Here is a 24,938-nt window from a genome sequence, read left to right as displayed (position 1 = left end):
GATCAGCCCAGCGCGATCAGCCCAGTGCGACCGGGGCAATCGGCTCGCCCGGCTGGCTGGGGGGCAGGGCGTCTTCGGGGATGTCCTCGATCTGCATGGCCGGGGTCGGCACGGCTTCGAGGTTGCGCACGGTCACCGCGATATCGGCGCCCGACAGGGTCAGGTCGTTGAAGCTGGGCGGGGTCGAGCGCGTGCGCAGCGAAAGCGTGCCCGCGCCGATCATCCGCACCGGGCCTTCGGGCGTGGGGTGGATGAGGTCGAAGGCATCGTGGACATGGCCCGAGAGCACCGCCATGACCCCGCGCCGGGCCAGTTCGGTCAGCGCCTGCTCGCCATGGCGGGTGAGGGCCTGCCCATGGGTTCCGGCTTCGACCAGCGGGTGGTGGCAGGCCACGAGGACACGGGTGCCACGGGGCAGGGCGTCGATGTGCGCAAGGCAATGGGCCAGTTCGGCGGGGGCGACATGGCCCTTCGACCAGTTGAAGCGCCACTGCGCGCGCGCGGTGGTCTTGAGCGGCACGATGGCCAGGCCCGGCACGGTCAGCGGGTTGCCCACGGCCTGTTCGAGCCGGCGATAGCGGCGATAGGGATCGAACGCGCGTTCGAGCGGGTTGAAATAGGGCAGGTCGTGATTGCCCACGCCAATCGAGACCGGCACGCCCAGATCGCTGATCCAGCGCGTGGCGGCGGCAAATTCGCGGGCGCGGGCGCGCATCGTGAGGTCGCCGGTGACGATCACTCCGGCGGGCTTCTCGCGGGCCACGCAATCGACCAGCCAGGCCAGCGCAAGCGGATCTTCGAGCCCGAAGTGAAGGTCGCTGATGTGAAACAGGCGGGTCATGGCAAAAGGCGTCCGATTGGGAGGAACCGCTGCCTTTCCCCCTGATGCCGGTTCCGTCAAGGGGTGGGGCCTGAACACGGGGTGATGTCTGCACGCGGGGCGATGTCGGAACGCGTGGCGAGGAAATCGAGCGGGATGTCGATGCAGGTGAAGGTTTCCTCGCAGCAGCCCTCGCGGCGCTCGCCGTCGATCATCAGGGCGATGGGCTCGGCGCTGGTGCAGGTGACGGCAGGGGCCTGTCCCAGTTCCTCGTGCGGGCCCTGCCGGAAATCGCGCCGGATCAGGATCGAAACGCCATGGGCCACGATGTCGGCCCAGTCGTCGGCGTCGTAGCCGTCGAGGTCGAGCGCGCCCGCCTGCGCATCGATGCGGACGGCGCGGTAGCCCTCCCGCTTGCCCAGCGGCGGATCGGAGACGACGACCGGGGCGCCCTGTGTCGTGTGGTGGAGCGCTTCGCCCAGCGCGGTGGCGATCACGCCAAGGTCTCCCTCGCGCACGCCTTCGCGCACATCGGCCCATGTCGCGCCCGGCCCGGCCAGCACTTCGACCAGGGCATTGCCCGCCGAAGTGCGCACGCCCTGACGGCGGGTGCGGATCATGCCGGGCGTGCCCAGGCGCCGGACAATGGCGGGGGCATCGGCATGGCCATGGAGGGCCTTGGACAGGAGGTTCTGCGTGCCGCCCGGCAGGACCAGCACGGCGCCGGGCCAGCCATGGAGCTTCTCGATCTGGGCATTGGCGGTGCCATCGCCGGTGAAGATCGCCAGAATGCCGACCCCGGCTTCTTCGAGCATGGCGCGGGTGGGCAGCGGGTCTTCGGGCAGGCGCAGCACGCGGGCAGGGGCATGGCCGCTGTGGGCAAGGGCGGCCAGCAACTGGTCTTGCGAGTCTTCGGAATTGCTGCCGCTGGCGGGGTTGAGGAGCAGCCACAGGGGACCGGATACCGGATTCGTCACCGGGTTTTCGGGCGAATCGTCGAACTGCTGCGATCGGGATGACATGAATGCAAGACCTCCGCCCCGGCAATGCGCCGGATGGGCTGGAGGTTCCCGGTCATGGGCCGCCTGATGGGGCGTTCAAACCCGGCCCGTCAAACCCGTCCCGTCAGGATCAGCCAGGCCGAGGCGCCGTTTATCAGGCTGTAGAGACCATAGCCGATCGCGCCCCAGACCATCCCTTGCGCGGCCAGCATCATCCCGGCCACCAGCATCCCGAACTCGATCACGAGCGAAAAACGCTGGTTCACCGAACGGATCAGTGGCGGCATCTGGCGCATGACCGGATGGTCGCAAGCCATGACCGCGCGGTTGAGCGCGAAGTTCACGATGCCCAGCACGAAGATGATCGCTGTTGCCATGACATCGTCATAGTGCGCCCATTCTTGCCGCAGGGCAAAGGCCGGGTTGCGCATTGCTCCGCAGTGGCCGCAAATTGCCAGGCCTGTTGTTCGCCCCGTGGCGCCTGTTCATGCCGTTCGTCGGGGCAGAATCCGTCGCGGACATGTCGTTGGGCGGATCGCGGTGGGCTTTCGTCGGGGACGGGGGGCTCCTGTCGGGGCGGCAGGCGGGCTGGTCGAGCCCGACGCGCGGCGCGGCGGGCGGGGCGGTAAAAGGACGTCATACCGCAAGCCAGAAGCCACTTCAGTCTGGTGCAGGGCGGTTCACCACTCTCCGGTCGTGCTCTTTCGACCCGTCCCGAAAGGATACCGTGCCATGTTCGCTCCCTTTTCCGCTTCCTCGTTCCTGAGCCATTCGCGCCTGAACCCTCTAGCCGCGCTGACCACCGCAACTCTGGCCGCCGCCGCTCTGGCTGCAAGCGCGGGGACCGCCTTTGCCGGTGAAGTGCCCGATGCCCGTGCCGACATGCCCCATGTGGCGGTGAAGGTCGCCGATCTCGATCTCCATTCGGCGCAAGGGCGCGAGACGGCGGAGCGGCGCCTGCGCATGGCCGCGCGCAATGTCTGCGGCATGCGGGCCGACAAGACGACCCTGACCGAAGCCCAGCAGCGCCAGAGCTGTTTCGTGGCGGCGGTCCAGCAGGGCGAAGGCCAACTGGCCATGACGCATCAGCAGGTTCTCGCCAGCCGCTGAGCCGCTCGCCCGCGCAGGCTGGCGTTTCCCCGATGCGGCCTTGTCCGGTCTTTCATGCATCGGCGCGATGATGCCCGGTCTGAACAGGGATTGTCTGAAAAGATATTGTCTGAACGAACCTTAACAGCGCCGTTCCGCTGGCGTTCAGCCGTCTGCGTCCACAAGGAGCCTTGCCGCACGAACAGTCCCCCGTGCGGTCGGCGGGGCAGGGTCGCCGTTTCCACCGGCGATCCTGCCCCGAATGCCTTTTCAGGCCCTTCCTTCCTGATCCCTCAGCGGACCAGGGTTTCTCCCAGAACCTTCCGGTCGATCGTGTCCTGATTTGCAGGCGCCGCCCCGGCTTCAGCCTCGCTCCGGGCGATTTCTTCCTGCGTGCGCCAGATCAGGTCGGTCACGCCGAGCAGCCGGCCATCGTGGGCGCGCAGGAGCAGCGGGGCGATCGGGCGACCGTCGCGCTCGTCGCACAGGACCTGGTTGCGACAGACCGCCGCGCCCCATTTTTCGCCCCACTGGCGCAAGGCCAGCATGGCGGGCAGGAGGTCGAAGCCCTTGGCCGTCAACCGGTATTCGACGCGCCGACGGTCGTCCGAACAGGGCGCGCGGGCCAGAATGCCATGGTCGACCAGCCGCGAGAGGCGGTTCGACAGGATATTGCGGGCAATGCCCAACTGGGTAAGAAATTCCTCGAAATGGCAGATGCCATTGAAGGCGGCCCGCAGGATCAGGAACGACCAGCGTTCACCCATGACTTCCAGCGCGACGGGCAGGCCGCACTGGGCCAGATCCGCCAGTGATTCTTTGTTCTTCTGCATGACCAAGGGCCTGTAACACATTATACACGAAAATTTAAGCGACGAGCGCGGGCAAAAGGCCCGGAAGTTTGCCTGACGGTGCCAGTTTCCTGTTTCATTGAGGGAATGCCGGCGGCGGGCTCCTGTTTCATTGCCGTGACCCGGCCCTGTCCCCATATGGGCCCCCATATGGGCGGCAAAAGGAGATGGTGATGACCGACAAGATCGTGTTGACCGAGGCGGAGTGGCGTGAACGGTTGAGCCCCGAGCAGTACCACGTCCTGCGTCAGGCTGGCACCGAGCGGGCCTTTACCGGCAAGTATGATCGCAACAAGGCCAGCGGGGACTATGCCTGTGCCGGATGCGGGCAGCCGCTGTTCACCTCGACCGCCAAGTTCGACAGCGGCTGTGGCTGGCCCAGCTTCACCCGCCCGGTCGACGAAGGCGCGGTCGAGGAATTTCGCGATGTCAGCCATGGCATGATCCGCACCGAAGTGCGCTGCGCGCGGTGCGAGGGGCATCTGGGGCATGTTTTCCCCGATGGTCCGGCCCCCACCGGGCTGCGCTATTGCATGAACAGTGCCGCGCTCGACTTCACGCCGGAAGATTGATGCGTTAGAAAGCGGTTTCGTGCGCCCCCCGGCGGGCTTCCAGACTGCCTCCCAGTGGGCTTCCAGGCTGGTGGCGAAGCCGGGGGGCTGTCCATTAACCCTGCGTTACAGATCGCCCGTGCAAGGGCGGCGCATGGGGTGCAATTTTTGCGCATTCTTGCGCTTTCGAGGAAACCGGTAACCACTGATGGCCAGACGGGACGTGCCCCGCCGCTCGCAAGACGGCGCAACCCCCTCGCAGCGCAGCCGCGAATCTTCCCTGCTTGGCCGATGGCTTCGCCGCATCGTGGTGTGGGGCGTGGGCCTCGCGCTGCTGGGCGCGCTCGGGATCGCCGGGGCGGTCTTCGTGACCGCGCGCTCGCTGCCCGGCTACGACAAGCTGAAGTCCAGCCAGGCCGGGCAGATGATCGTCGTGCGCGCGAATGACGGCACCGAAATCGTCACGCTCGGGCCCAGCTACGGCAAGTGGATTCCCTATAACCGCATCCCGAACTCGATGAAGGATGCACTGGTTTCGGTGGAAGACCGTCGCTTCCGCGAGCACTGGGGCGTCGATCCGGTCGGCATCCTGCGCTCGCTGATGGTGCGCGCGGAAAGCGGGCACTGGCGTCAGGGTGGCTCGACCATCACCCAGCAGCTGGCCCGCAACATCTTCCTCAACAGCAGCCGCACGTTCGATCGCAAGATCCGCGAGGCGGTGCTGGCGCTGGCGCTGGAAAGCAAGTTTTCCAAGGACCAGATCCTCGAACTCTACCTCAACAAGGTCTACTTCGGCGGCGGCGCCTATGGCGTGGATTCGGCCGCGCGCAAGTTCTTCGGCCATTCGGGCGAACAGCTCTCGCTCGGCGAGGCGGCGATCATCGCCGGGCTCGTCAAGGCGCCCTCGCACTATTCGCCCACGGCGGATGCGCAGGCGGCGGTAGACCGCGCCAAAGTCGTGCTTTCCACGATGGTCGATGCCGGCGCGCTGACCCCGGCCCAGGCCGAGAACGTCAACTTCAAGACCATCCATCTGGCCGCCGAACAGGGCCAGAATTCGGCCCGCTATTTCACCGACTGGGTCCTGCCCCAGCTCGACGTGCTGCTGCCCGACAACGACCAGCCGATCGAGGTGTGGACGACGCTCGACCCTACCGCGCAGCGCGCCGCGACCGACGCGATTGCCGCACAGGTGCCCAAGGGCGCGCAAGGCGCGCTCGTCAGCGTCGACCGCGACGGCGCCGTGCTGGCCATGGTCGGGGGCACCGACTACGTGACCTCGAACTACAACCGCGCCACCAATGCCGTGCGCCAGCCCGGCTCGGCGTGGAAGCTCTTCGTCTATCTGGCCGCGCTCGAACGCGGCTATCGCCCCGAGGATCGGGTGATGGACGAGCCGGTGACCATCGACGGGTGGAGCCCGCGCAATTCGGGCGGCACATATGCCGGCCAGATCGACGTGCGCACCGCCTTTGCCTATTCGAAGAACACCGTGGCCGCGCAACTGGGCAACGAAGTGGGCTTTGGCGCGGTGGCCAACATGGCGCGGCGCTTTGGCATCACCACCCCGATCAACACCCTGCCCTCGATGGTGCTGGGCAGCAGTGACGTGCGCGTGATCGACATGGTGCGCGCCTTCGCCTCGGTCGAGGCCAAGGGGCGTCTGGTGACGCCTTATGGCATCCGCAAGGTGACCACGACCGACGGGGAAGTGCTCTACAGCCACCGCCCCGACGCCAGCCAGCAGCTCGTGCCCGACTATGTCGCCGCCGAGATCACCGACCTGCTCCAGACCGCCGTCAACATCGGTACGGGCCGCGCCGCGCAGATCGGGCGCCCGGTGGCGGGCAAGACCGGGACGACCAGCTCCAACAAGGACGGCTGGTTCCTCGGTTTCTCCAGCGGGGTGACGACCGGCGTGTGGATGGGCCGCGACGATGCCCGCCCCGTACCCGGCCTTCAGGGCGGCACCGCGCCCGCGCGCGCCTTTGCCAGCTACATGCGCGTGGCGACGGCCAAGCGCCCGGTCGAGCAGTTCCAGACCCAGCTCCAGCTTCCCGGCTGGAATCTGGAGCCGGACGACGAGGCCATGCTCAACAACCCCGCCGACTATTCCTATACCGACGAGAACGGCAACATCGTCAACGGCCAGCAGGGCGATGGTCTGGACGACCAGGGCATGCCGGGCCAGAACCGGATTCCGGGCCAGCCGCAGGGGCGCACGCCCGACGACGCCATTCCCGTCGATCAGGATGGTCTCGGGGATGGGCCGCCGCCGCGCGGCCAGGCTCCGGCGCGCACGCCTTCGGCCCCGCGCAATGCGCAACCGGCGGCGAGCGATGACCTGCTCGATCGCGCCACCGGGCGCACGCATCCGGCCACTGCGCCGCGTGCCCCGGCGCCCCGGCCTGCGACACCCCCCAAGCCGCCTGCCCGGTCGCAGGCGCAGGAGTGGCAGGGGTTCTAAGGAAGGCGCTGCCTTCCTCCGCAGCGTGGACAGGCCTTAATGGCGCAGGCGGGTGAGGACGGGCGCGCAGCAGGCGGCGATCGAGACGTGGCCATGGGCCAGATGGATGTGCGAGGTGCCCGCGCCGGGGGCCAGGTGCCAATAGGCGATCACGCCAGCCTCGGCATTGCAGCGCAGTTCGATGATGTCGGCATCGACCGTCACGGCTTCGACATCGCGGAACAGCAGTTCGAGCGGGATACGGCGCCCGGTGCGGGCATCGGGCCCGGCGAGCAGCTGGATGGAGACTATCTTGCCCAGCGTGTCGATCGAGATGTCCTGTACCAGAACGCTCGACCCGGCAGCAGATGGAGCCGCAGCAGACAGCGCGGCGGAAACCGGCGCGGCACCGGGCGCATGGGCAAGTTCTGCAAGAAGTTCGGCGTGCATGACAGCCTCCCGCTCCACGTCTGCGCAGCTTAACCCCCGCATGCCGGCAAGAGCAAGGGCTGCTGTGCCATAAGGGGACGGTCGGCGCCTGATCGTCACGAGACGATAAAAGGCCGGTGTCCCGTGGGAGGGACACCGGCCTTTCCAGGGAAACCCTGCGGGCCTGCGACGATCAGGGCGAGCCTGGGACGATCAGGCCCGCACCCGGTCAGCGCAGGCGGATCGGCACGTAGATCGGCGGCTGGCCACGGCGCTGGACGCGCAGCAGGACCGCCTCGCGATTTTCGGTCTTGGCCTGACGGACCACAGCGTCGAGATCGGCGACGGTCGCCAGCACGCGGTAGTTGGCCGAGAGCAGGATATCGCCGCGCTGGAGGCCCTTGGAGCCCGCGTCCGAGGCGCTGTCGACATTCGAGACGACCAGACCGCGCACGTCCTCGCTGGCGCCGAGCTGGCGGGCGATGGTCGGGGTGAGCGGGATGGCCGAGAGGCCGAGCGACTTCTGGATGGCGCTGCCGGCCTGGACCTGCTTCTGCTGCTGGTCGCTGTTCGGGCCGTCGCCCTGGCCGAAGCCGCCGTCGTCCTGCTGGTCGGGGTCGAAGCTCTGGTTGGCCAGTTCCTCGTCGGTCGGGCGCTTGCCGACCACGGCCTGCACGCTCATCGGCTTGCCATTGCGCAGCAGGTCGATGCTGATCTTCTTGCCCGGCGGGGTGTTGGCCACCAGGAACGAAAGCGTCTGTTCGGGGGTGACATCGCGGCCATCCACGCGGGTCACCACGTCGCCGGCCTGAATGCCCGCCTTGGCTGCGCCAGCGCCCGGCTCGACCGACTGGATGAACTCGCCCCGGTTCTTGGCAAGGCCCAGCGAGGCGGCGAGGTCTTCAGACAGGGCCTGGATGCGCACGCCCAGATAGCCACGGTCGATGGTCTGGCCGGTGCGCAGCTTTTCGACGATGGGTGCGGCGATTTCGGCGGGGATGGCAAAGCCGATGCCCACGCTGCCGCCGGTGGGCGAATAGATCGCGTTGTTGATGCCGATCACGTTGCCGGCCATGTCGAACATCGGGCCGCCCGAGTTGCCGCGGTTGATCGAGGCGTCGGTCTGGAGATAGCGGTCATAGGCGCCGCCCTGGCCGGTGTTGCGATAGACCGCCGAGATGATCCCCTGCGTGACCGTGCCACCCAGACCGAACGGGTTGCCGATGGCGATCACCCAGTCGCCCACGCGCGCCTTGCGCGAATCCCCGAACTTCACGAACGGGAAGGGCTTGGTGCCGGTGATCTTGAGCACGGCGAGGTCCGACTGGGCGTCCTTGCCGATGAGCTTGGCCGGATATTCGGTGCCGTCCGGGGTGGTGACCGAAATCGATTCCACTTCGCCCTGGCCTTCGGCGGTGATCACGTGATTGTTGGTCACGATATAGCCATCGGCCGAGATGATGAAGCCCGAGCCCAGCGACTGTGCCTCGCGGGTGGTGGTGCCGCCCTGACCGCCGCCGAACATGTCGCCAAAGGGCGTGCCCGCGAAGGGGTTGTTGGACTGGACCTTGACGCGCTGGCGGGTCGAGATGTTGACCACGGCGGGCTGGAGCTGGGCGGTGAGGTCGGCAAAGCTCGATGGCGCACCCACGCGCGGGGTGATCGCCTGGATCTGCGAACTGTCGTTCTGGGCCACCTGGGCACCGGCGGGGAAGCCCGTGGCCAGCGTGAACGCGCTGCCGGCCAGGAGCAGGGCAGTTGTCACACCATAAGCATATCGCACGAGGGTAGATCCTTTACTGGCAGTTTGCGAGACGCGAAAAATGAGGGAAATCCGCGCCCGGTCACGGGGTATGTTTCACGCTTCGTCGCATGAACGGACTTTGAATGGAACGGGTCCCGTTAATCTGTGCAACAAAACGCGGATTTGAAGGGGGGGAAGGCCTCATTGCCCGCGGAATTGCTTGAGATAGCGGTTGTCGGGGGACAGGATGATCGAGGTGCTGGAGCCCTTTTGCGCGAAAGTCGCGTCATAGCTCTGCATCGCGCGGTAGAAGTCGTAGAACTCCGGGTCCTTGCCGAAACTGGCGGCATAGGTCCGCGCGGCCTCGGCATCGGCCTGGGCGCGGATGATCTGGGCGTTCTTGTCGCCCTGGGCGCGGATCGTGGTGGCTTCCTGGTTGCGGGCGGTGGCCATGCGGGTGAAAGCCGATTCGAGCGGGGTGCCGTCGGGAAGGTCGGCGCGCTTGATCCGCACGTCGATCACTTGCGCGCCATATTCGCGTGCCTCGCGGTCGAGCCCTTCGCGGATATGGACCATGGCCGCGCCGCGCTCGGGCGTGAGCAGCGAGGCGAACGTGCGCTTGCCCAGTTCCTGGCGCAGTACCGAATTGAGGATCGGCTGGAGCTGCTCGGCCACTTTGTCGACGGTTCCGGCGGTCTGGTACATCTTGATCGGATCGATCACGCGGAAGCGGGCATAGGCATCGACTTCGAGGCGGCGCTGGTCGAGCGAGGTGACCTGCTGGCGCTCCATGTCGACATCGAGCACGCGCTTGTCGATCCGCACGACCTGTTCGAGCAGCGGGATGCGCCAGACCAGCCCCGCGCCGGTCTGTCCGAAATCGGCATTGGGGCGGAAGCGGTTGATCACGCGGACCGGATCGCCCAGCCGCACGACGACGGCTTGCTGGGTCTCGGGAACGGTGGTCAGGCACGAGAGCAGCGCGACCACCGCGATGGCCGCGCCCGCCAGCAGGCGGCGATTGTCTTGCAGGAAGCGTTCCATCAGGGATTGCTCCCTTTCTGCGAGGCCGGATCGGGGGTGGCGTCCGGTGCGGGGCGCTGCCTGAGCGCAGGCAGGGGCAGATAGGGCACCGTGCCGGGCGCCTCGACGATCACCTTGTCGGTCTGGCTCAGCACGCGCTCCATCGTTTCATAGTACATGCGCCGCTTGGTCACTTCGGGGGCCAGCTTGTACTGGCCATAGACCATGTCGAAGGCGGCGGCGGCGGCCTGTGCGGCGGCGGTCTTCTGCTGGGCCCAGGCCTGCGCGCGGTTGACCTCGCTCTGCGCGTCCTGCTGGGCGGCGAGCACTTCCTTGAAGGCATCGACGACCTTTGCGGGCGGGTCGATCTTGGTGATCTCGACCCCCTGGATCTTGACCCCGGAATGATAGGCGTCGAGCACGCGCTGCATCCGCTCGCGCACGTTCTGCTCGATCATCGCGCGGCCCGTGCCCATGGCATCGTTGAGGGTAACCTCGGCGATGGCGGCGCGCATCGAGGCTTCGGCCACCTCGCGCACGGTCTGGTCGGGCTCGGCCAGCTGGAACGTGTAGAGCTTGAGATCCTTGATGTTCCAGCGGACCAGATAGCTCAGGTTGACGAGGTTCTGGTCGCCGGTGAGCATCAGGCGCTCGCTATCGCCCTCGGGGAAGGTGAAACGCTGGATCGAGGTCACGTCGCGCGTCTCGACCGACTGGATCGGCCAGGGCAGCGTGAACGAGACGCCCGGATGGAGCGTGCCCGAATAGGACCCGAACGTGGTGACCACGCCCTGTTCCTGCGGGGCGAGGCGGTGGACGGTCGAGGCGCCGATCCACAGCAGGGCCAGCGCCGCCAGCCCGAGCGGCGCCCACGACTTGCCATCGGGGCGCGGGGGCAGGCGCAGCGTCGGCCCGCCGGGGCCCCAGAGCGGATTGCCGCCACCACCACCGCCTTTGCCCCCATTCCCGCCGCCGTTACCGGGCTTGCCGCCTGCGCGGGCGCGAAAGATGTCCTCGATGCTGGGTGGGCGGCGCGGTTCGCGGCTGGGCGGGAGCCAGGGATTGCGCGGGGCGCCCGGCTGGCCGGGTTCGTCCGCAGGGGCCTCTCCAGCGGGGGTTTCTTCGGGGGGCCTGGTGCTGTCCGTCCCGTTCTGTTCTGCCGGGGTATCGCTCTTTGGAGGCTCCCCGTCGCTGCCCCACGGGCTCTTGGGGCCGGTCATGGCCTGAATACCGAAAGGGGCGCCGGGGCGCGCGGAGGCAGTCCACCAAATGCAGTCATGAGAGGTGTTATAGGAAGGTCTGGCGTGAAAAACAGGGTCTCGTTCCCAAATTTCGTCTGCTAGGGGCGAACCGCAAGCGGGCGCCTCCCGCAAGGGCAGGAGTCTGATTCGAAATTCGCCGAAGAGGCGAATTTCGGTTCGGCACCGGCCCGCTCCCCCACCCGACCTCCCATAGGGTACTATCGTAGGGAGGCCGGGTGGGGGAGCGGGCCGGTGCCGAACGATCCGAAACGGCAGTTTCGGATCAGGCACCAAGGCCCAGAGCAAAGGACGAGATACCAGTGACAGTTGACGAAGCGACCGTGCGGCAGGCCATCGCGGCGGCAGTGGGGGGCGAGCGGCTTCAGGCCCTGCGGCTGACCGAAGACAGCGCGACGGGCGTGAGCGGGACGGCGGTGATCGAGGTCGGCGGCCTCGATGCCCCCGCGCGCGCCGCGCTCGAACAGGCCGCCAAGGACGCCGGGCTCGCCGCAGGCTTGCGCGAGTTGCGCGTGGCGCTCACCGCGCAAAAGGTCGCCCGCCGTATCCTCGCGGTCGGCTCGGGCAAGGGGGGGGTGGGCAAGTCGACGCTGTCGGCCAATCTCGCCGTCGCTCTCGCGCGGATGGGCCGCAAGGTCGGTCTCGTCGACGCCGACATCTATGGCCCCTCGCAGCCGCGCCTGCTCGGCACCGAAGGCATCAAGCCCGAGGCGCGCGACAAGACGATGATCCCCATTCCCAGCCCGTGGGGCGTGCCGATGCTCTCTATGGGGCACCTCGTCCAGCCCGGACAGGCGATCGCCTGGCGCGGGCCGATGGCGGCAGGCGCGCTGGGCCAGCTGATCGACGCGGATTGGGGCGACACCGAAATCCTCGTCGTCGACCTGCCGCCGGGCACCGGCGACGTGCAGCTCACCATGCTGCAAAAGTACAAGCCGGCCGGGGCGGTGATTGTCTCGACCCCGCAGGACCTCGCGCTGATCGACGCCACCCGCGCGATCAGCCTGTTCGATCAGGGCAAGGTGCCGGTGCTCGGTCTTGTCGAGAACATGGCGGGCTACCTGTGCCCCCATTGCGGGCAGGTCAGCGATCCGTTTGGCCACGGCGGCGCCGAAGCGACCGCGCGCGAGCTGGACATGCCGTTCCTGGGCCGCGTGCCGCTCGACATCGCGATCCGCCAGAAGAGCGATGCGGGCGAGCCGGTGGCCGCTGGCGAAGGCCCGCAGGCGCAGGCATTCCAGGCCATCGCCCGCGCGGTGCTGGAAAAGCTGGGGTAAGATATTTCGTCATCCCCGCGTAGGCGGGGATGACGAATGAAGTCTATAAAAATTCAAACTTCAGGATGTTCTCCAAAAATCCGAACGTGCCCACATCGCCCAAGATAATGGGGTGCAGGGGCGATGGCCCCTGCTATTCTCTTTTCTTCCTTTTTTCTTCCGGGAACGCGTGATGGCACTGCACAAGCCCACCCGGCGTGGCCTGTTGATCGGCCTGGGCGCAGGCGGTGCGCTGGTGGCCGGGTTTGCGCTCGTGCCGAGGCGCTATGGCTCGCCGCTGGTGGCTGCGCGTGGGCAGCATGTGGTCGACAGCTATCTCAAGCTGGCGCGCGATGGCACCTTGAGCGTGGCGGTTCCGGCCTGCGAGATGGGGCAGGGGGTGACGAGCCTGTTCGCCCAGATCGTCGCGGTGGAGCTGGGCGCGGACTGGCGGCGGGTGGCGGTCGAGCCGGCGCCGGTCAGCCCGGTCTATGCCGATGCGGTGCTGGGCGCGTGCTGGGCGCCGTTGACGCGACCGGCGTGGTTGCCGGTCCTTTCCGCCGATCCGGTGATGGCGACCGTGGCTGGCACGGGGCTGGCCGCGTTCGAGGCGCCGTTGCGGCGGGCGGCGGCGGGCTTGCGCATGATGCTGGTCGCGGCGGCGGCGGCGCGCTGGGGCGTGGAGGCGGGCACGCTCGACACCCGCGATCATGCGGTTGTCGGCAAAGGCCGCAAGCTGGCCTTCGCCGATCTGGTCGAGGCGGCGCTGGCGCAGGAGGCGCCCGAGGAGCCGGTCTTGCGCGAAAGCCCCGCGCGCGAGCGGCCTGATCAGGTGGCTTTGGGCGGACCGCTGGCCTTTCCCCGGCTCGACCTGCCTGCCAAAGTCGATGGCAGCTTCGTCTTTGCCGGGGACGTGCGCCTGCCGGGCATGGTCCATGCGGCGATTGCCCATGGGCCGCAGGGCGACACGGTTCTGGCAAGCTGGGATGCGCAGGCCGCCGCGCGGGTGCCGGGGTGTCTGGGCGTGGTCCATGCGCGCGGCTGGCTGGCCGCCATCGGCACGACATGGCATGCGGCAAATCGCGCGGTGCAGGCGATGGAGCCGCGCTTTCATTCCCGCCACGGAATCGTGGCCGATACCAATTCCATCGACGCCGCGCTCGATAAGGCCCTGCGCGAGGGCACGCGCCATCGCCTGTGGGCGCAGGGCGATCCTGACGCGCTGCTCGCCCAGCCGAGCCTGTCGGCGCGCTACGATATCGAACCGGCGCTTCATGCCCCGCTCGAAACCGCCACCTGCACTGCGCGGCTCGAACACGGGCGCCTCGAACTCTGGCTGGCGACGCAGGCACCCGAAGCCGCCCGCCGCGAGGGCGCGCGCGCGGCGCAGGTGCGTGAAAGCGCGGTGGTGGTCTATCCGATGGAGGCGGGGGGCAGCTTCGACGCGCGGCTCGACATGCGGATCGCGGCCGAGGCCGCCGCGCTCGCGCGGGCGACAGGCAAGCCCGTGCAACTCACCTGGTCGCGCTGGCAGGAGGCGCTGGCCGGCTTTCCGCGCATGCCGGTGGCCGCCCGGCTCGACGCGGGGATGGGGCCCGATCGCCAGCAACTGCTCGGCTGGCGCGCGCGGATCGCCTGCCCGGCGAGCCTGCGCGAGACGGCGGCGCGGGTGGTGAACGGCGAAGGCGCGGCCAGTGCCCGCGCGCGCTGGCAGGACAGTGCCGATCCGCTCGCGCTCGAAGGGGCGATGCCGCCTTATGCGATCCCCGAATGCGCGGTCGAGCATGTGCCGGTGCACGTGCCCTTGCCGACCGCGCGGATGCGCGGCGGGGGCCACGCGATCAGCGCGTTCCTGACCGAGAGCTTCATCGACGAATGCGCGCATTTTGGCGGGGCCGAGCCGCTGGCCTTCCGCATGGCGATGCTTGGTCACCAGCCGCGTCTGGCCGCCTGCCTGCAAGGGGTGGCGCGGGCCGCGATGTGGGGTGGCGGGGGGGATGCCTCGGGGCAGGGGATCGCCTGCCATACGATGCGGCTCGACACGCCCGAAGGCCTGCGCGAGGGGCATGTGGCCGTGGTCGCCACCGCGCAAAGGCAGGCCGATGCGATCCGGGTGGAGCGCCTTTGCGCCTGTGTCGACATCGGGCGGGTGATCAACGCCGATCTGGCGCGCCAGCAGATCGAGGGCGGGCTGATCTTCGGCCTCGGTCTGGCGGTGGGGGGCAGCACCGGCTATGCCGGGGGCAGGCCCCTGGCCGGGCGTCTGGGCCAGCTTGGCCTGCCCTTGCTGGCCGATTGCCCCAAGGTCGATATTGTCTTTATCGATGGGCCCCCTCAACTGCCGGGACAGCGTGACGCCGAGGCCTTCGCGCCCTTCGATCCGGGCGAGCTGGGCGTGGTGGCGGTGGCTCCGGCCATTGCCAATGCGCTGTTTTCGGCCACCGGGCTGCGATTGCGCCGCCTGCCCCTCCTTTCAGAAGGCCTGTGATGATCCCTCCTGCCGCTCCTCATGCCTGTCCCGCAGCCCTTCCTGCCGATCACCTGCGCGTGAAGACCGGGCGGGTGGGTGTCCTGCTGGTCAATCTGGGCACGCCCGATGCGCCCACGCCCGGCGCCGTGCGGCGCTACTTGCGCGAGTTCCTGTCGGACCGCCGCGTGGTCGAGATCCCGCGCCTGCTCTGGTTGCCGATCCTCCACGGCATCATCCTGCGCACGCGCCCGGCCAAATCCGCCCATGCCTATCAGCAGGTCTGGGGGCCGGATGGCTCGCCGCTGGCGGCGATCACGGCGGCGCAGGCCCGCGCACTTCAGGAGCGTCTGGGCGAGGCCGTGGTGGTGCGCCACGCCATGCGCTACCAGAACCCGGCGATGGCGCAGGAACTCGACGCCCTGCTGGAGGCCGGATGCGAGCGCATCCTCGTCGCCCCGCTCTACCCGCAATATTCGGGCGCGACGACCGCCAGCGCACTCGACGGGCTGGCCGCGTGGATCACGGCGCGCCGCCGCCTGCCCGCGCTGCGCACGCTGCCCCCCTATCACGACGATCCGGCGGCGATCGAGGCGCTCCATGCCGATCTGGCGCGCCAGATCGCCGATCTGGCCTTCGTGCCCGAAGTGCTGCTGCTCAGCTATCACGGCATGCCCGAGCGCACGCTCCATCTGGGCGATCCCTATCACTGCCATTGCCGCAAGACCTCGCGCCTGCTCGAAGCGGCCTTTGCGCGCAGCCATCCGGGCTTGCGGGTCATGACCAGCTTCCAGTCGCGCTTTGGCCGGGCCAAGTGGCTCGAACCGGCAACCGATGCCACGCTGGTCGAACTGGCGCGCAGCGGCACGCGCGCGGTGGCCATCGCCGCGCCGGGCTTTTCGGCGGACTGCCTCGAAACGCTGGAGGAACTGGCCCTGCGCGGGCGCGACGACTTCGTGGCGGCAGGGGGCACGCAATTTGCCGCGCTGGCCTGTCTTAATGCTTCGCAGGGGGGGATCGATCTGCTAGAGGCGCTCGTTCGGCGTGAACTGGCCGGATGGATCGCCCCCTGACTGGTCCCGAAAGGGCCGATGGAGGGCGTGGGGCCAGACATCGCCTTGACGATTCGCCACAAGCTCGGTAAGGGCGCCGCTTTCCGGCGGGCTTGCCCGCCTTGTACGTGCAAGCACCAGGACATTCCCGGCCCGCCCCTTGGGGTGGCCCGCCAGAGGACGAAACAGGACAAACATGGCCAATACGCCGCAAGCCCGCAAGCGCATCCGTCGCAACGAACGCCGCGCCGAAATCAACGGCAACCGCCTTTCGCGCATCCGCACCTTCGTGAAGAAGGTCGAGGCCGCTCTGGCCGGTGGCGACAAGACCGTGGCCGCCGAAGCCCTCAAGGCTGCGCAGCCCGAGCTGGCCCGTGGCGTGGCCCGCGGCGTCGTTCACAAGAACACCGCTGCCCGCAAGCTCTCGCGCCTGTCGAAGCGAGTCGCTGCTCTCTGATTCGGCCCGGCCCATCTTCCTAAGGAGGGTGGGCTACGCAGAATTACGGCTTTGGCCGGCGTGATGAACGCCGGCCATTTTCGTCTCGGCGGCGTGCGGTGTCATGTCGGCTGCGGGCAGATTCGCCTAGTCGCTTGGATTCATGGCGATTCGCATGGCTGACATTTGATTAATTTGTTTTGAATCAGAGACTTGTGTGTTTATGGCGCAGTTGTTGAGTCAAGGCTAATTATTTCAGAAATTTTGCGCCCGGTGGGCTTCACAGCCCCCGCAGAGCCTCATAGACAGGGCCTCACGCCGCTGGTCGGCCGGTTCGCTGCGATGCGTGCCGAACGGCCTTTCGGTGTCACGGAACATCGCTCGATACGACAACCGTCGTGCCTGCCCGGCACTGGCGGGCGGGCGGTCTCGTCTGCGTCAGGGGATCCTGTCGCGGGTTTGGTGCGCGGGTTTGGTGGTATGTGAGGCCGGGGCTGCCAGTTGGCTTGAGGTCTGGACATTCGTGGGACAGCTAAGCGTGAAGATTGATCAATTCGGCAACGGTGGCGGGGCGCGCGGCGCTTCGGCTGCAATGGCTTCTGTCGGTGCCGGGCGCGCTGCCGGGCAGACCGCGGCGGCCCGGAAAGGACGTGATGGGGGCATGAGCGAGGACCAGGAAGCTCTGGACCTGGCCGCGGACTGGGCCGACATCAGCCAGGGTCTCAAGAAGGACCTTGGCCCGCAGTTGCACACCCAGTGGATCAAGCCGATCCAGCTGGGCAGCTTCTGCAAGGAAACCGGCACCCTCGACCTGTTCCTGCCGACCGAATTTTCGGCCAACTGGGTGGCCGACCGCTTTGCCGACCGTCTCTCGCTGGCCTGGAAGATCGCGCGTGCCGAAGTGCGCCAGGTTCGCATCACCGTCCACCCGCGTCGCCGCGCCATGCCCGAACTGCGTGTCGGCGGGATGGGTGCTGGCGGGGCCGCGCCTGCGCTGACCGTTCCGGCGGCTGCCAACGAAACCGCGCTCAAGCTGGCCCCCGCAGCCCGCGCCGCGCCCGCCGCCGCTTCGTCGAGCGTGGCCGGTTTCGATGCGGCCTCCTCGGGCATCGATCCCACGCTGACCTTTACCGACTTCGTGCAGGGCTCGGCCAACATCCTCGCGATGAACGCCGCCCAGCGCATGGCCGCCGCAGAGCCGCCGCAGTTCTCGCCGCTCTATCTCAAGGGCTCGACCGGCCAGGGCAAGACCCACCTGCTCCACGCCATCGCCAATGGCTATGCCGCCGCCCATCCGGGCGCGCGCATCTTCTATTGCTCGGCCGAGCGGTTCATGATCGAATTCGTCCAGGCCATGCGCCAGAACGAGATGATCGAGTTCAAGTCGCGCCTGCGCGGCTTCGACATGCTGCTGGTCGACGACATCCAGTTCATCATCGGCAAGGCGAGCACGCAGGAGGAATTCCTCCACACGATCGACGCGCTGATGAGCGCGGGCAAGCGCCTCATCGTTGCCGCCGACCGTGCGCCCCAGGCGCTCGACGGGGTCGAGCAGCGCCTGCTCTCGCGCCTCTCGATGGGCCTTGTCGCCGACATCCAGCCCGCCGACATCGAACTGCGCCGCCAGATCCTCGATCACCGCCTCTCGCGCTTCACCAGTGCGCAAGTGCCCCAGGACGTGGTCGAGTTCCTCGCCCGCACGATCAACCGCAACGTGCGCGAACTGGTCGGCGGCCTCAACAAGCTGATCGCCTTTGCCCAGCTGACCGGCCAGCCGGTGAGCCTGCAACTGGCCGAAGAGCAGTTGACCGACATCCTCTCGGCCAACCGCCGCCGTATCACCATCGACGAGATCCAGCGCACGGTCTGCCAGTTCTACCGCGTCGACCGCACGGAAATGGCCTCCAAGCGCCGCGCGCGCGCCATCGTGCGCCCGCGTCAGGTGGCGATGTACCTCGCCAAGGTGCTGACCCCGCGCTCGTACCCGGAAATCGGGCGCAAGTTCGGTGGCCGCGATCACTCCACGGTGATCCACGCGGTGCGCCTGATCGAGGAACTGCGCAACCGCGACGCCGACATGGACGGCGACGTGCGCACCCTGCTGCGCCAGCTCGAAGACTGATTCGGCAGGCCCGTTTCCCCCGCTTCGGGCGGCGGAAACGGGCCTGTTTTCCCGCCTCACTCCACAAGTCCTGCGCAGGCTCTCCACCGGGCCTGCACAGCCTTTTGCCCCCCCGGTGCACGCGATAGTCACAGCCCTGTCCACCACTGTTGCACAAGGTTGTGCGCCCGTGTTGAACAGGGTCATGCACCGTTTTTCCGCAAGGCAGTGCACGCCCGGTCAACAGACTTGTGATCAGGATTTCCACAGGGCTGTGCGCCGTGTTTGCACCGGCTTGTCCGCTGCCGGTCCACCGCTTTTGCACCGGTAAGCCAGCGGTTTCCCCCCGTTTGTACCCCCGTTCTGCCGGGCTTTTGCAGGGCTTTTGCAGGGCCTTTGCCCAAGGGTATCCCCTGCCGGTACACAGGTTCCGCTCAGGGTTTCACGCTGGTTTGCGCACAGCCACCTGCGCACAGGCGCTCGCATGTTCGAACCACAGGCCACCGCGCTGCGCGCAGAGATGTTCGGCCCAGCGGCCCTTGCCCCACCATCCTGCCAGAAGCCCCGCGATCAGGGCCAGCACGAGTACGATCCAGAGACGATCTTTCATGCGCGTTTCTCTCGCATTTTGAGGCGCGGAGGCCTACCCCGCGCAACATGACACCCGCTCCCCTTTCGCATGCCCCCCTTTCGCGCGATCGCCTCGACCGCTTCGCCCGTCACATCGTTCTGCCCGAAGTGGGCGGGGCCGGGCAGGCGCGGCTGGTGGCCTCGCATGTCGTGCTGGTGGGGCTGGGCGGGATCGGCGCGCCCGCACTGCAATATCTGGCGGGGGCGGGAATCGGGCGCTTCACCCTGATCGACGACGATGGGATCGAGGCCTCCAACCTCCAGCGCCAGACGATCTTCACCACCGCCGATATCGGCCGGCCCAAGGCGCAGGCCGCCGCCGACTGGCTGGCCCGGTTCGACCCGGTGCTGGAAGCCAGCGTCCATTGCACCCGGATCGGACGCGACAATGCCCAAACCCTCGTCGCCGGGGCCGACCTCGTGCTCGATGGCTCGGACAATTTCGCCACGCGGTTGGCCGTCTCGGACGCTTGCGTCGCCGCCGGGGTGCCGCTTACCAGCGCGGCGCTGGGCCGCTTTCAGGGACAAGTCGCCAATTTCGCAGGCCACCGCCCCGGCCACGCCTGTTACCGCTGCTTCGTGGGCGATGCCTTCGACGCACAGGATTGCGATACTTGCGCGTCGCAAGGGGTGCTGGGCGCGATGGTGGGCATGGTGGGCACCTTCGGCGCGATGGCCGCGTTGCGCGTGCTGCTCGAAGGGGTGTCGAGCCTCGGCGATCCGCAATGGGGCCAGTTGCATGTGCTCGACGGGCTGAAGCCGGGCCTGCGGACGATGCGCATCGCCCGCGATCCGGGGTGCTCGGGGCATTAAGAACAAGAAGATGAAAGCAGGGGCCATCGCCCCTGCACCCCGTTAACTTGGCGTTGGCTGGCTTGCGCGACGTGGCGCCAGGCACAAGGCCAGCCAAAGCTAATGGGGTGAAGGGGCGATGGCCCCTTCGTTATTCTTTATTCTTTTCTTTTCAGCATCTCATCCACCCAGGCCGGAACCACTTCGGTCGCCCGTCCCAGCCGGGTTTCGTCGAACCAGGCCGAGCCTTGACTGCGTTCGAGGTTCAGTTCGAGCGTTTCCGCGCCGATTTCGCGGGCCAGACGCACCAGACCTGCTGCCGGGTAGACCGCGCCCGAGGTGCCGATGGAGACGAACAGGTCGGCCCGGTCCATCGCGGCCATGATCGCGTCCATCTCGTAGGGCACTTCGCCGAACCACACGATGTCGGGCCGCAGCGCGCGGGCCTCGCAACTGGGGCAGGGCGGGCGGTCGATCAGCGGGCCGGTCCAGCGGTGGCGGGCATCGCACGTGGTACACCACGCCGAGAGGTGCTGGCCGTGCATGGCGATGACCGCCTGAGACCCGGCGCGCAAGTGGAGGTCGTCGACATTCTGGGTCACCACGGTGACGCTGCCACCCGCGACATGGGCGGGCCATTCGCGTTCGAGGCGGGCGAGCCAGTGGTGGGCGGCGTTGGGGTGGCGCTCCTGAATCGCGGCGCGGCGCATGTCGTAGAATCGCAGGACCAGATCGGGTGCGCGCTCGAAGGCCTCGGGCGTGGCGACATCCTCGACCCGGTGCTGCTCCCACAGTCCGCCGCCATCGCGGAAGGTGTCGATGCCGCTTTCGGCGCTGATTCCCGCGCCGGTGAGGATCACGATATGTTGGGGCAGGGCCATGGCGCGCATCATGCCGGATCGGCGGGGTTGTGCCAATGGAAGGCCTTCGCCTGTTTGCATCATTGCCTGTTTGCCAACGCGCAAAGCGACTTTAAGGATGCGCGCGACATTCGGACAGGGAACGGCGACTATGGCACGGATCGGCATTATCGGCAGCGCGGGGCGCATGGGGCAGGCCTTGGGCGCGGCGGTGGTGGCGGCCGGGCACGAACTTTCGGGCGGGATCGACCGCGAGGGCGACGTGGCCGCGCTGGCGCAGGCAAGCGACGTGCTGGTCGATTTTTCCGCGCCGGGCGCGCTGGAATTCACGCTCGATGCGGCGATTGCGGCGGGCAAGCCGATCGTGGTCGGCACGACCGGGCTTGAGGAGCGTCACCACTGGCTGATCGACGCGGCGGCGGTTTCGATTCCGGTGCTTCAGACCGGCAATACCTCGCTCGGGGTCACGCTGCTGGCCCATCTCGTGCGCGAGGCGGCCGAGCGACTGGGCGAAGACTGGGACATCGAGATCGTCGAGACGCACCACCGCATGAAGGTCGACGCGCCTTCGGGCACGGCGCTGTTGCTGGGCGAGGCGGCGGCGCGCGGGCGCCATGTGGGCCTGAAGGACGTGGCCGTGCGCGGGCGCGACGGGATCACCGGCGCGCGCGAGGCGGGCACCATCGGCTTTGCCGCGCTGCGCGGGGGCAGCGTGGCGGGCGATCACACCATTCATTTTCTGACTGACAACGAGCGCCTGAGCCTGTCGCACATGGCCGAGAACCGGGGCATCTTCGCGCGCGGCGCGGTGCGCGCGGCGCAGTGGCTGCTGGGCCGCGCGCCGGGCCGCTACACGATGCCCGACGTGCTCGGCCTCGAAGGCTGATCCCTTGAAGAAGGACCAGATCTTCGAGTTCTTCCGCCGTCTGGCCGAGGCCAACCCGGCGCCGGAAACCGAACTGGCTTATGGCAATACCTATCAGTTGCTGGTGGCCGTGACGATCTCGGCCCAGGCGACCGACGTGGGGGTCAACAAGGCCACGAAGCGTCTGTTCGAGGAGGTCAAGACGCCTGCGCAGATGGTCGCGCTGGGCGAGGAGGGGCTGAAAGAGCACATCAAGTCGATCGGGCTGTTCAACACCAAGGCCAAGAACGTCATCGCGCTCTCGCAAATCCTCGTGCGCGATTATGGGGGCGAGGTTCCGGCGAGTCGCGAGGCGCTGACCGCGCTGCCCGGTGTCGGGCGCAAGACCGCCAATGTCGTGCTGAACACCGCCTTCGGGATGGAGACTTTCGCGGTCGACACCCACATTTTCCGCGTGGGCAACCGTACCGGCCTTGCCAAGGGCAAGACGCCCGAGGCGGTCGAGGCCGGGCTCGACAAGAAAGTGCCGGGCCCCTTCCGGCTAGGCGCGCATCACTGGCTGATCCTGCACGGGCGCTATATCTGCAAGGCGCGCACGCCCGAGTGCTGGCGCTGTCCGGTGGTGGATTTGTGTGCGTTCAAGGGCAAGGTGCTGGAGAAGCCGGGGAAGAAGGCGGGCTGATTGCCCCTCCACCACCCGCTGCGCGGGTGGTCCCCCTCCCCGCAAGCGGGGAGGATCGGGAAGGTCCTCCCCATGAAATGGGGAGGCAAGCCGCCCGAAGGGCTGACGGAGGGGCCCCTTTTTACTGCTCAGGATCGAGATTGAGCCCCCGCCGCCCATGCTCGGGCGTATCGTGCGGGGGCACGGGCTCGGGCGCATCGGGATCGAGCGGCACTTGCAACATGCCCTCCCAGCGGGTGACGACGCAGGTGGCGATGGCATTGCCCACGACATTGGTGGCCGTGCGCCCCATGTCGAGGAACGTGTCCACGCCCAGCAGCAGCGCGATCCCCTCGACAGGCAGGCCGAATTGGGTGAGCGTGGCGGCGATGACCACCAGGCTCGCGCGGGGAACCCCGGCGATGCCTTTGGACGTGACCATCAGCGTGAGCAGCATGGCGATCTGCTGTCCGATGGACAGCGGGATATTGTAGGCCTGCGCGATGAACATCGTCGCAAAGCTCGTGTACATCATCGAGCCGTCGAGGTTGAACGAATAGCCCAGCGGCAGCACGAAGCCCGAGATGCGGCGCGGCACGCCGAAGCGGTCGAGCTGCTCGAACAGCTTGGGCAGGGCGCTTTCCGAACTGGCGGTGGAAAAGGCCAGCAGCAGCGGCTCGCGGATATAGCGCGCAAGCAGCAGGATGCGCTTCCCCAGGAAGATCGCGCCCAGCCCGCCCAGCACGCACCACAGCAGCAGCAGCGAGAAGAAGAATTCCGAGACGAACACGCCATACGTGGCGATGATGCCCAGCCCCTTCGTCGCCACGACCGCGCCCAGCGCGCCGAACACCGCCAGCGGGGCGGCCTTCATCACATAGTCGGTCATCGTGAGCATGAGCGCGGCGAGGGCTTCGGCCCCGCGCAGCAGCGGCGCGCCCTTTTCGCCCAGTGCGGACAGCGCGAGCCCGGCAAAGACCGCAAAGATGAGGATTTGCAGCACGTTGTTCTGCGCCATCGCGTCGAACAGGCTGGTCGGCACGATTTCGAGCACGAAGTGGTGCACGGTGAAATCGGCCGTATCCAGCGTGCCGATTTTCTCGGTCGCGGCAAAACGCAGGCCGTCACCCGGCCGGAACAGGTTGACCAGCAGGAGCCCCAGGCTGATCGAGAGCAGGCTGGCGCCCATGAACCAGCCAAGCGCCCGCCCGCCGATGCGCCCCAGCGCGCTGCTGTCGCCCATGCCCGCGATGCCCGCGATCAGCGTGGAGAGGATCAGCGGCGCGATGATCATCTTGATCGCGCGCAGGAACACGTCGGGCAGAAGCTTGAGCGTCTGCGCCGCGCTGGCCAGGGTCGGACTGTCTGCCGGGAAAGACTGGTGCAGGGCATAGCCGGTGGCGATGCCCAGAATCATGGCGATGATGATATACAGCGTTAGGCGCCGGGCCAAAATGTCGTGCTCCCCTGTTCGATTGCAAATGACACTAGCGGGCCACGGCAGGGAGGCAAGGGCATGCGGTGCGTCTATACCCGCGCGCCTATATCTGCGCGCCTATACCCGCACGACCGCCGCGATTTCGGCCAGGCGCTGGTCCCAGGTGTGGTGGGCGGCGACATGGGCGGCGCCCGCCCTTGCGCGGTCGAGGTCATCGGGCGCCGGACCATGGCGCAGCCGCGCGAAGAGGTCGCGCGCTTCATCGGCATCGCGCACGACGTGGCAATAGGGCGCGAACAGCGCATCGACCGAGCGGGACGCCGAGGTGACGGCAATTCCCCCGCAGGCCAGGATCTCGACCAGACGGCGCGAGAACATCGTGGCGGAATCGGTGACGGTGTTGACGTTGAGCGAGGCGACGTGATCCTTGTAGATGCGCGCCGTCTCGCAATGGGCGACCGCAGGGTGCACGGCCAGCCCCTCCCACTGCGGATAGCGATAGATGCGCGAGGGGCGTGCCGAATTGCGATCATAGACCGTCAGGCCCAGCCCGCTGTCGAGCGCGGCGGAAAAGGCCATGTCCTGCCACGCACGGCGGGTCTGGTGGATATGGGTGCTGTAGCTGCCCACGAAGGCGGCCTGATGGTGGCGGAAGGCAAAGCCGGTGAACCGGTGATAGGCGGGCTGGACCGGAAAGGGCAGGACATGGACCGAGGCCTGCGCCCCCATGACCGTGCGATAACGGTCGAGGCAATTGGCATCAACCGTGAAGACATGCTCGAACAGGCGCGCGCTGGCGATGAAGCGGTCGAAGTGGACGCCGTCTTCCTTGTTCCAGAACACCGTGGGAATGCCCATGTCGCGCGCCACGCGCACGAGCAGGCGCAGCCGCCGGTTGCTGCGCAGCCAGGCATGGCGCGGAGAACTGGCCACGCGATAGCGCCAGCTTTGCGCGGGGCCCTGCCATGTGCTTTCCACCAGCAGCATGTCGGGCCGGGCGGCGCTCAGGAAGCGATGGAAGCCCCAGGTGGTGGTGAGCGGCGGCACATCGACGAGGCGGCATTCAGGGGTCAGGCAGGCGCGGGTCAGTTCGTCGGCGACCAGCGCGATTTTCAGCGTGGAAGCCGGTTCGATTGAGGGGGAAGGGGCCGCAAAGGCCATGGCACG

Annotated in this window: 23 protein-coding genes; 11 read left to right on the top strand and 12 right to left on the bottom strand. The window is 67.7% G+C overall.

Translation table 11 applies throughout. The features are described from left to right. Nucleotides 1-16: 16 nt before the first annotated feature. The 3 genes from SBI20_RS09995 to SBI20_RS09985 form a co-directional block, all read right to left on the bottom strand. Nucleotides 17-841, bottom strand: a complete 825-nt coding sequence (locus tag SBI20_RS09995) for a metallophosphoesterase family protein (protein WP_317974893.1) — start codon at nucleotides 839-841, stop codon at nucleotides 17-19. A gap of 56 nt (nucleotides 842-897) precedes the next feature. After that, on the bottom strand, nucleotides 898-1,842 hold the full coding sequence (locus tag SBI20_RS09990; RefSeq protein ID WP_317974892.1) for a diacylglycerol kinase family protein: 945 nt from the start codon (nucleotides 1,840-1,842) through the stop codon (nucleotides 898-900). A gap of 89 nt (nucleotides 1,843-1,931) precedes the next feature. After that, on the bottom strand, nucleotides 1,932-2,198 hold the full coding sequence (locus SBI20_RS09985; protein ID WP_317974891.1) for a hypothetical protein: 267 nt from the start codon (nucleotides 2,196-2,198) through the stop codon (nucleotides 1,932-1,934). A gap of 355 nt (nucleotides 2,199-2,553) precedes the next feature. Here SBI20_RS09985 and SBI20_RS09980 point away from each other — a divergent pair, with 355 nt between their 5' ends. Further along, the gene (locus tag SBI20_RS09980; protein ID WP_317974890.1) at nucleotides 2,554-2,931 is read left to right on the top strand and encodes a UrcA family protein; all 378 of its coding nucleotides are present in this window, start codon (nucleotides 2,554-2,556) and stop codon (nucleotides 2,929-2,931) included. A 272-nt stretch (nucleotides 2,932-3,203) separates the two neighbouring features. On the opposite strand, the gene SBI20_RS09975 is transcribed toward SBI20_RS09980, so the two are convergent. After that, the gene (locus tag SBI20_RS09975; protein WP_317974889.1) at nucleotides 3,204-3,743 is read right to left on the bottom strand and encodes a winged helix-turn-helix transcriptional regulator; all 540 of its coding nucleotides are present in this window, start codon (nucleotides 3,741-3,743) and stop codon (nucleotides 3,204-3,206) included. A gap of 191 nt (nucleotides 3,744-3,934) precedes the next feature. On the opposite strand from SBI20_RS09975, the gene msrB reads away from it, so the two are divergent. Both msrB and SBI20_RS09965 read left to right on the top strand, forming a co-directional pair. Next, nucleotides 3,935-4,333 carry a peptide-methionine (R)-S-oxide reductase MsrB gene (msrB, locus tag SBI20_RS09970; protein ID WP_317974888.1) on the top strand — a complete coding sequence of 133 codons (399 nt, stop codon included), beginning with the start codon at nucleotides 3,935-3,937 and terminating at the stop codon, nucleotides 4,331-4,333. Nucleotides 4,334-4,520: 187 nt separating this feature from the next. Next, complete coding sequence (locus tag SBI20_RS09965; protein WP_317974887.1) at nucleotides 4,521-6,779, top strand: transglycosylase domain-containing protein; 2,259 nt, start codon at nucleotides 4,521-4,523, stop codon at nucleotides 6,777-6,779. A gap of 36 nt (nucleotides 6,780-6,815) precedes the next feature. Here SBI20_RS09965 and SBI20_RS09960 read toward each other — a convergent pair whose 3' ends face one another. From SBI20_RS09960 to hflK, 4 genes are all read right to left on the bottom strand, one after another. Further along, nucleotides 6,816-7,208: a hypothetical protein gene (locus SBI20_RS09960; protein WP_317974886.1), complete on the bottom strand. Its 393-nt coding sequence runs from the start codon at nucleotides 7,206-7,208 to the stop codon at nucleotides 6,816-6,818. Nucleotides 7,209-7,416: 208 nt separating this feature from the next. Then, nucleotides 7,417-8,970, bottom strand: a complete 1,554-nt coding sequence (locus tag SBI20_RS09955) for a Do family serine endopeptidase (RefSeq protein ID WP_317974885.1) — start codon at nucleotides 8,968-8,970, stop codon at nucleotides 7,417-7,419. Between the two features lie 162 nt (nucleotides 8,971-9,132). Then, a complete protein-coding gene (hflC, locus tag SBI20_RS09950; RefSeq protein WP_317974884.1) occupies nucleotides 9,133-9,975 on the bottom strand; it encodes a protease modulator HflC in 843 nt (280 codons plus the stop codon). Beyond that, nucleotides 9,975-11,174: a protease modulator HflK gene (gene hflK, locus SBI20_RS09945; RefSeq protein WP_317974883.1), complete on the bottom strand. Its 1,200-nt coding sequence runs from the start codon at nucleotides 11,172-11,174 to the stop codon at nucleotides 9,975-9,977. The genes hflC and hflK overlap by 1 nt, the downstream gene beginning before the upstream one ends. Before the next feature lie 341 nt (nucleotides 11,175-11,515). Here hflK and SBI20_RS09940 point away from each other — a divergent pair, with 341 nt between their 5' ends. The 5 genes from SBI20_RS09940 to dnaA all read left to right on the top strand — a co-directional run bounded on the left by SBI20_RS09940 (nucleotide 11,516) and on the right by dnaA (nucleotide 18,546). Next, nucleotides 11,516-12,490, top strand: coding sequence for an Mrp/NBP35 family ATP-binding protein (locus SBI20_RS09940; RefSeq protein ID WP_411911514.1), 975 nt, complete (start codon nucleotides 11,516-11,518; stop codon nucleotides 12,488-12,490). Nucleotides 12,491-12,662: 172 nt separating this feature from the next. Continuing rightward, nucleotides 12,663-14,957: a molybdopterin cofactor-binding domain-containing protein gene (locus SBI20_RS09935; RefSeq protein WP_317974882.1), complete on the top strand. Its 2,295-nt coding sequence runs from the start codon at nucleotides 12,663-12,665 to the stop codon at nucleotides 14,955-14,957. Then, complete coding sequence (hemH, locus tag SBI20_RS09930; protein ID WP_317974881.1) at nucleotides 14,957-16,009, top strand: ferrochelatase; 1,053 nt, start codon at nucleotides 14,957-14,959, stop codon at nucleotides 16,007-16,009. Before SBI20_RS09935 ends, hemH begins: the two co-directional genes overlap by 1 nt. Nucleotides 16,010-16,184: 175 nt before the next feature. After that, on the top strand, nucleotides 16,185-16,445 hold the full coding sequence (gene rpsT / locus SBI20_RS09925) for a 30S ribosomal protein S20 (RefSeq protein ID WP_317974880.1): 261 nt from the start codon (nucleotides 16,185-16,187) through the stop codon (nucleotides 16,443-16,445). A 640-nt stretch (nucleotides 16,446-17,085) separates the two neighbouring features. After that, the gene (gene dnaA, locus SBI20_RS09920) at nucleotides 17,086-18,546 is read left to right on the top strand and encodes a chromosomal replication initiator protein DnaA (RefSeq protein WP_317974879.1); all 1,461 of its coding nucleotides are present in this window, start codon (nucleotides 17,086-17,088) and stop codon (nucleotides 18,544-18,546) included. Between the two features lie 421 nt (nucleotides 18,547-18,967). On the opposite strand, the gene SBI20_RS09915 is transcribed toward dnaA, so the two are convergent. Continuing rightward, nucleotides 18,968-19,135 (bottom strand): hypothetical protein, encoded by a 168-nt coding sequence (locus SBI20_RS09915; RefSeq protein WP_317974878.1) that lies wholly within the window; start codon nucleotides 19,133-19,135, stop codon nucleotides 18,968-18,970. Between the two features lie 47 nt (nucleotides 19,136-19,182). Here SBI20_RS09915 and SBI20_RS09910 point away from each other — a divergent pair, with 47 nt between their 5' ends. Beyond that, entirely contained in the window at nucleotides 19,183-19,968 is a 786-nt protein-coding gene (locus tag SBI20_RS09910) for a HesA/MoeB/ThiF family protein (RefSeq protein WP_317974877.1), read from the top strand. A gap of 137 nt (nucleotides 19,969-20,105) precedes the next feature. On the opposite strand, the gene SBI20_RS09905 is transcribed toward SBI20_RS09910, so the two are convergent. Then, nucleotides 20,106-20,828: an NAD-dependent deacylase gene (locus tag SBI20_RS09905; RefSeq protein ID WP_317974876.1), complete on the bottom strand. Its 723-nt coding sequence runs from the start codon at nucleotides 20,826-20,828 to the stop codon at nucleotides 20,106-20,108. A gap of 130 nt (nucleotides 20,829-20,958) precedes the next feature. Here SBI20_RS09905 and dapB point away from each other — a divergent pair, with 130 nt between their 5' ends. Together dapB and nth are read left to right on the top strand one after the other, a co-directional pair. Further along, nucleotides 20,959-21,693 carry a 4-hydroxy-tetrahydrodipicolinate reductase gene (dapB, locus tag SBI20_RS09900; RefSeq protein ID WP_317974875.1) on the top strand — a complete coding sequence of 245 codons (735 nt, stop codon included), beginning with the start codon at nucleotides 20,959-20,961 and terminating at the stop codon, nucleotides 21,691-21,693. Nucleotides 21,694-21,697: 4 nt separating this feature from the next. Next, nucleotides 21,698-22,354 (top strand): endonuclease III, encoded by a 657-nt coding sequence (gene nth / locus SBI20_RS09895; protein ID WP_317974874.1) that lies wholly within the window; start codon nucleotides 21,698-21,700, stop codon nucleotides 22,352-22,354. A gap of 121 nt (nucleotides 22,355-22,475) precedes the next feature. Here nth and SBI20_RS09890 read toward each other — a convergent pair whose 3' ends face one another. Together SBI20_RS09890 and SBI20_RS09885 are read right to left on the bottom strand one after the other, a co-directional pair. Further along, nucleotides 22,476-23,786 carry a dicarboxylate/amino acid:cation symporter gene (locus SBI20_RS09890; RefSeq protein WP_317974873.1) on the bottom strand — a complete coding sequence of 437 codons (1,311 nt, stop codon included), beginning with the start codon at nucleotides 23,784-23,786 and terminating at the stop codon, nucleotides 22,476-22,478. Nucleotides 23,787-23,888: 102 nt separating this feature from the next. Further along, nucleotides 23,889-24,932 carry a CgeB family protein gene (locus SBI20_RS09885; protein WP_317974872.1) on the bottom strand — a complete coding sequence of 348 codons (1,044 nt, stop codon included), beginning with the start codon at nucleotides 24,930-24,932 and terminating at the stop codon, nucleotides 23,889-23,891. Nucleotides 24,933-24,938: the final 6 nt, after the last annotated feature.

Origin of the sequence: Novosphingobium sp. IK01 (assembly GCF_033242265.1) — a bacterium.
Lineage (GTDB): Bacteria > Pseudomonadota > Alphaproteobacteria > Sphingomonadales > Sphingomonadaceae > Novosphingobium > Novosphingobium pituita.
Note: the sequence above shows the minus strand (reverse complement) of the source record. Positions and strands in the feature narration are given on the sequence as shown.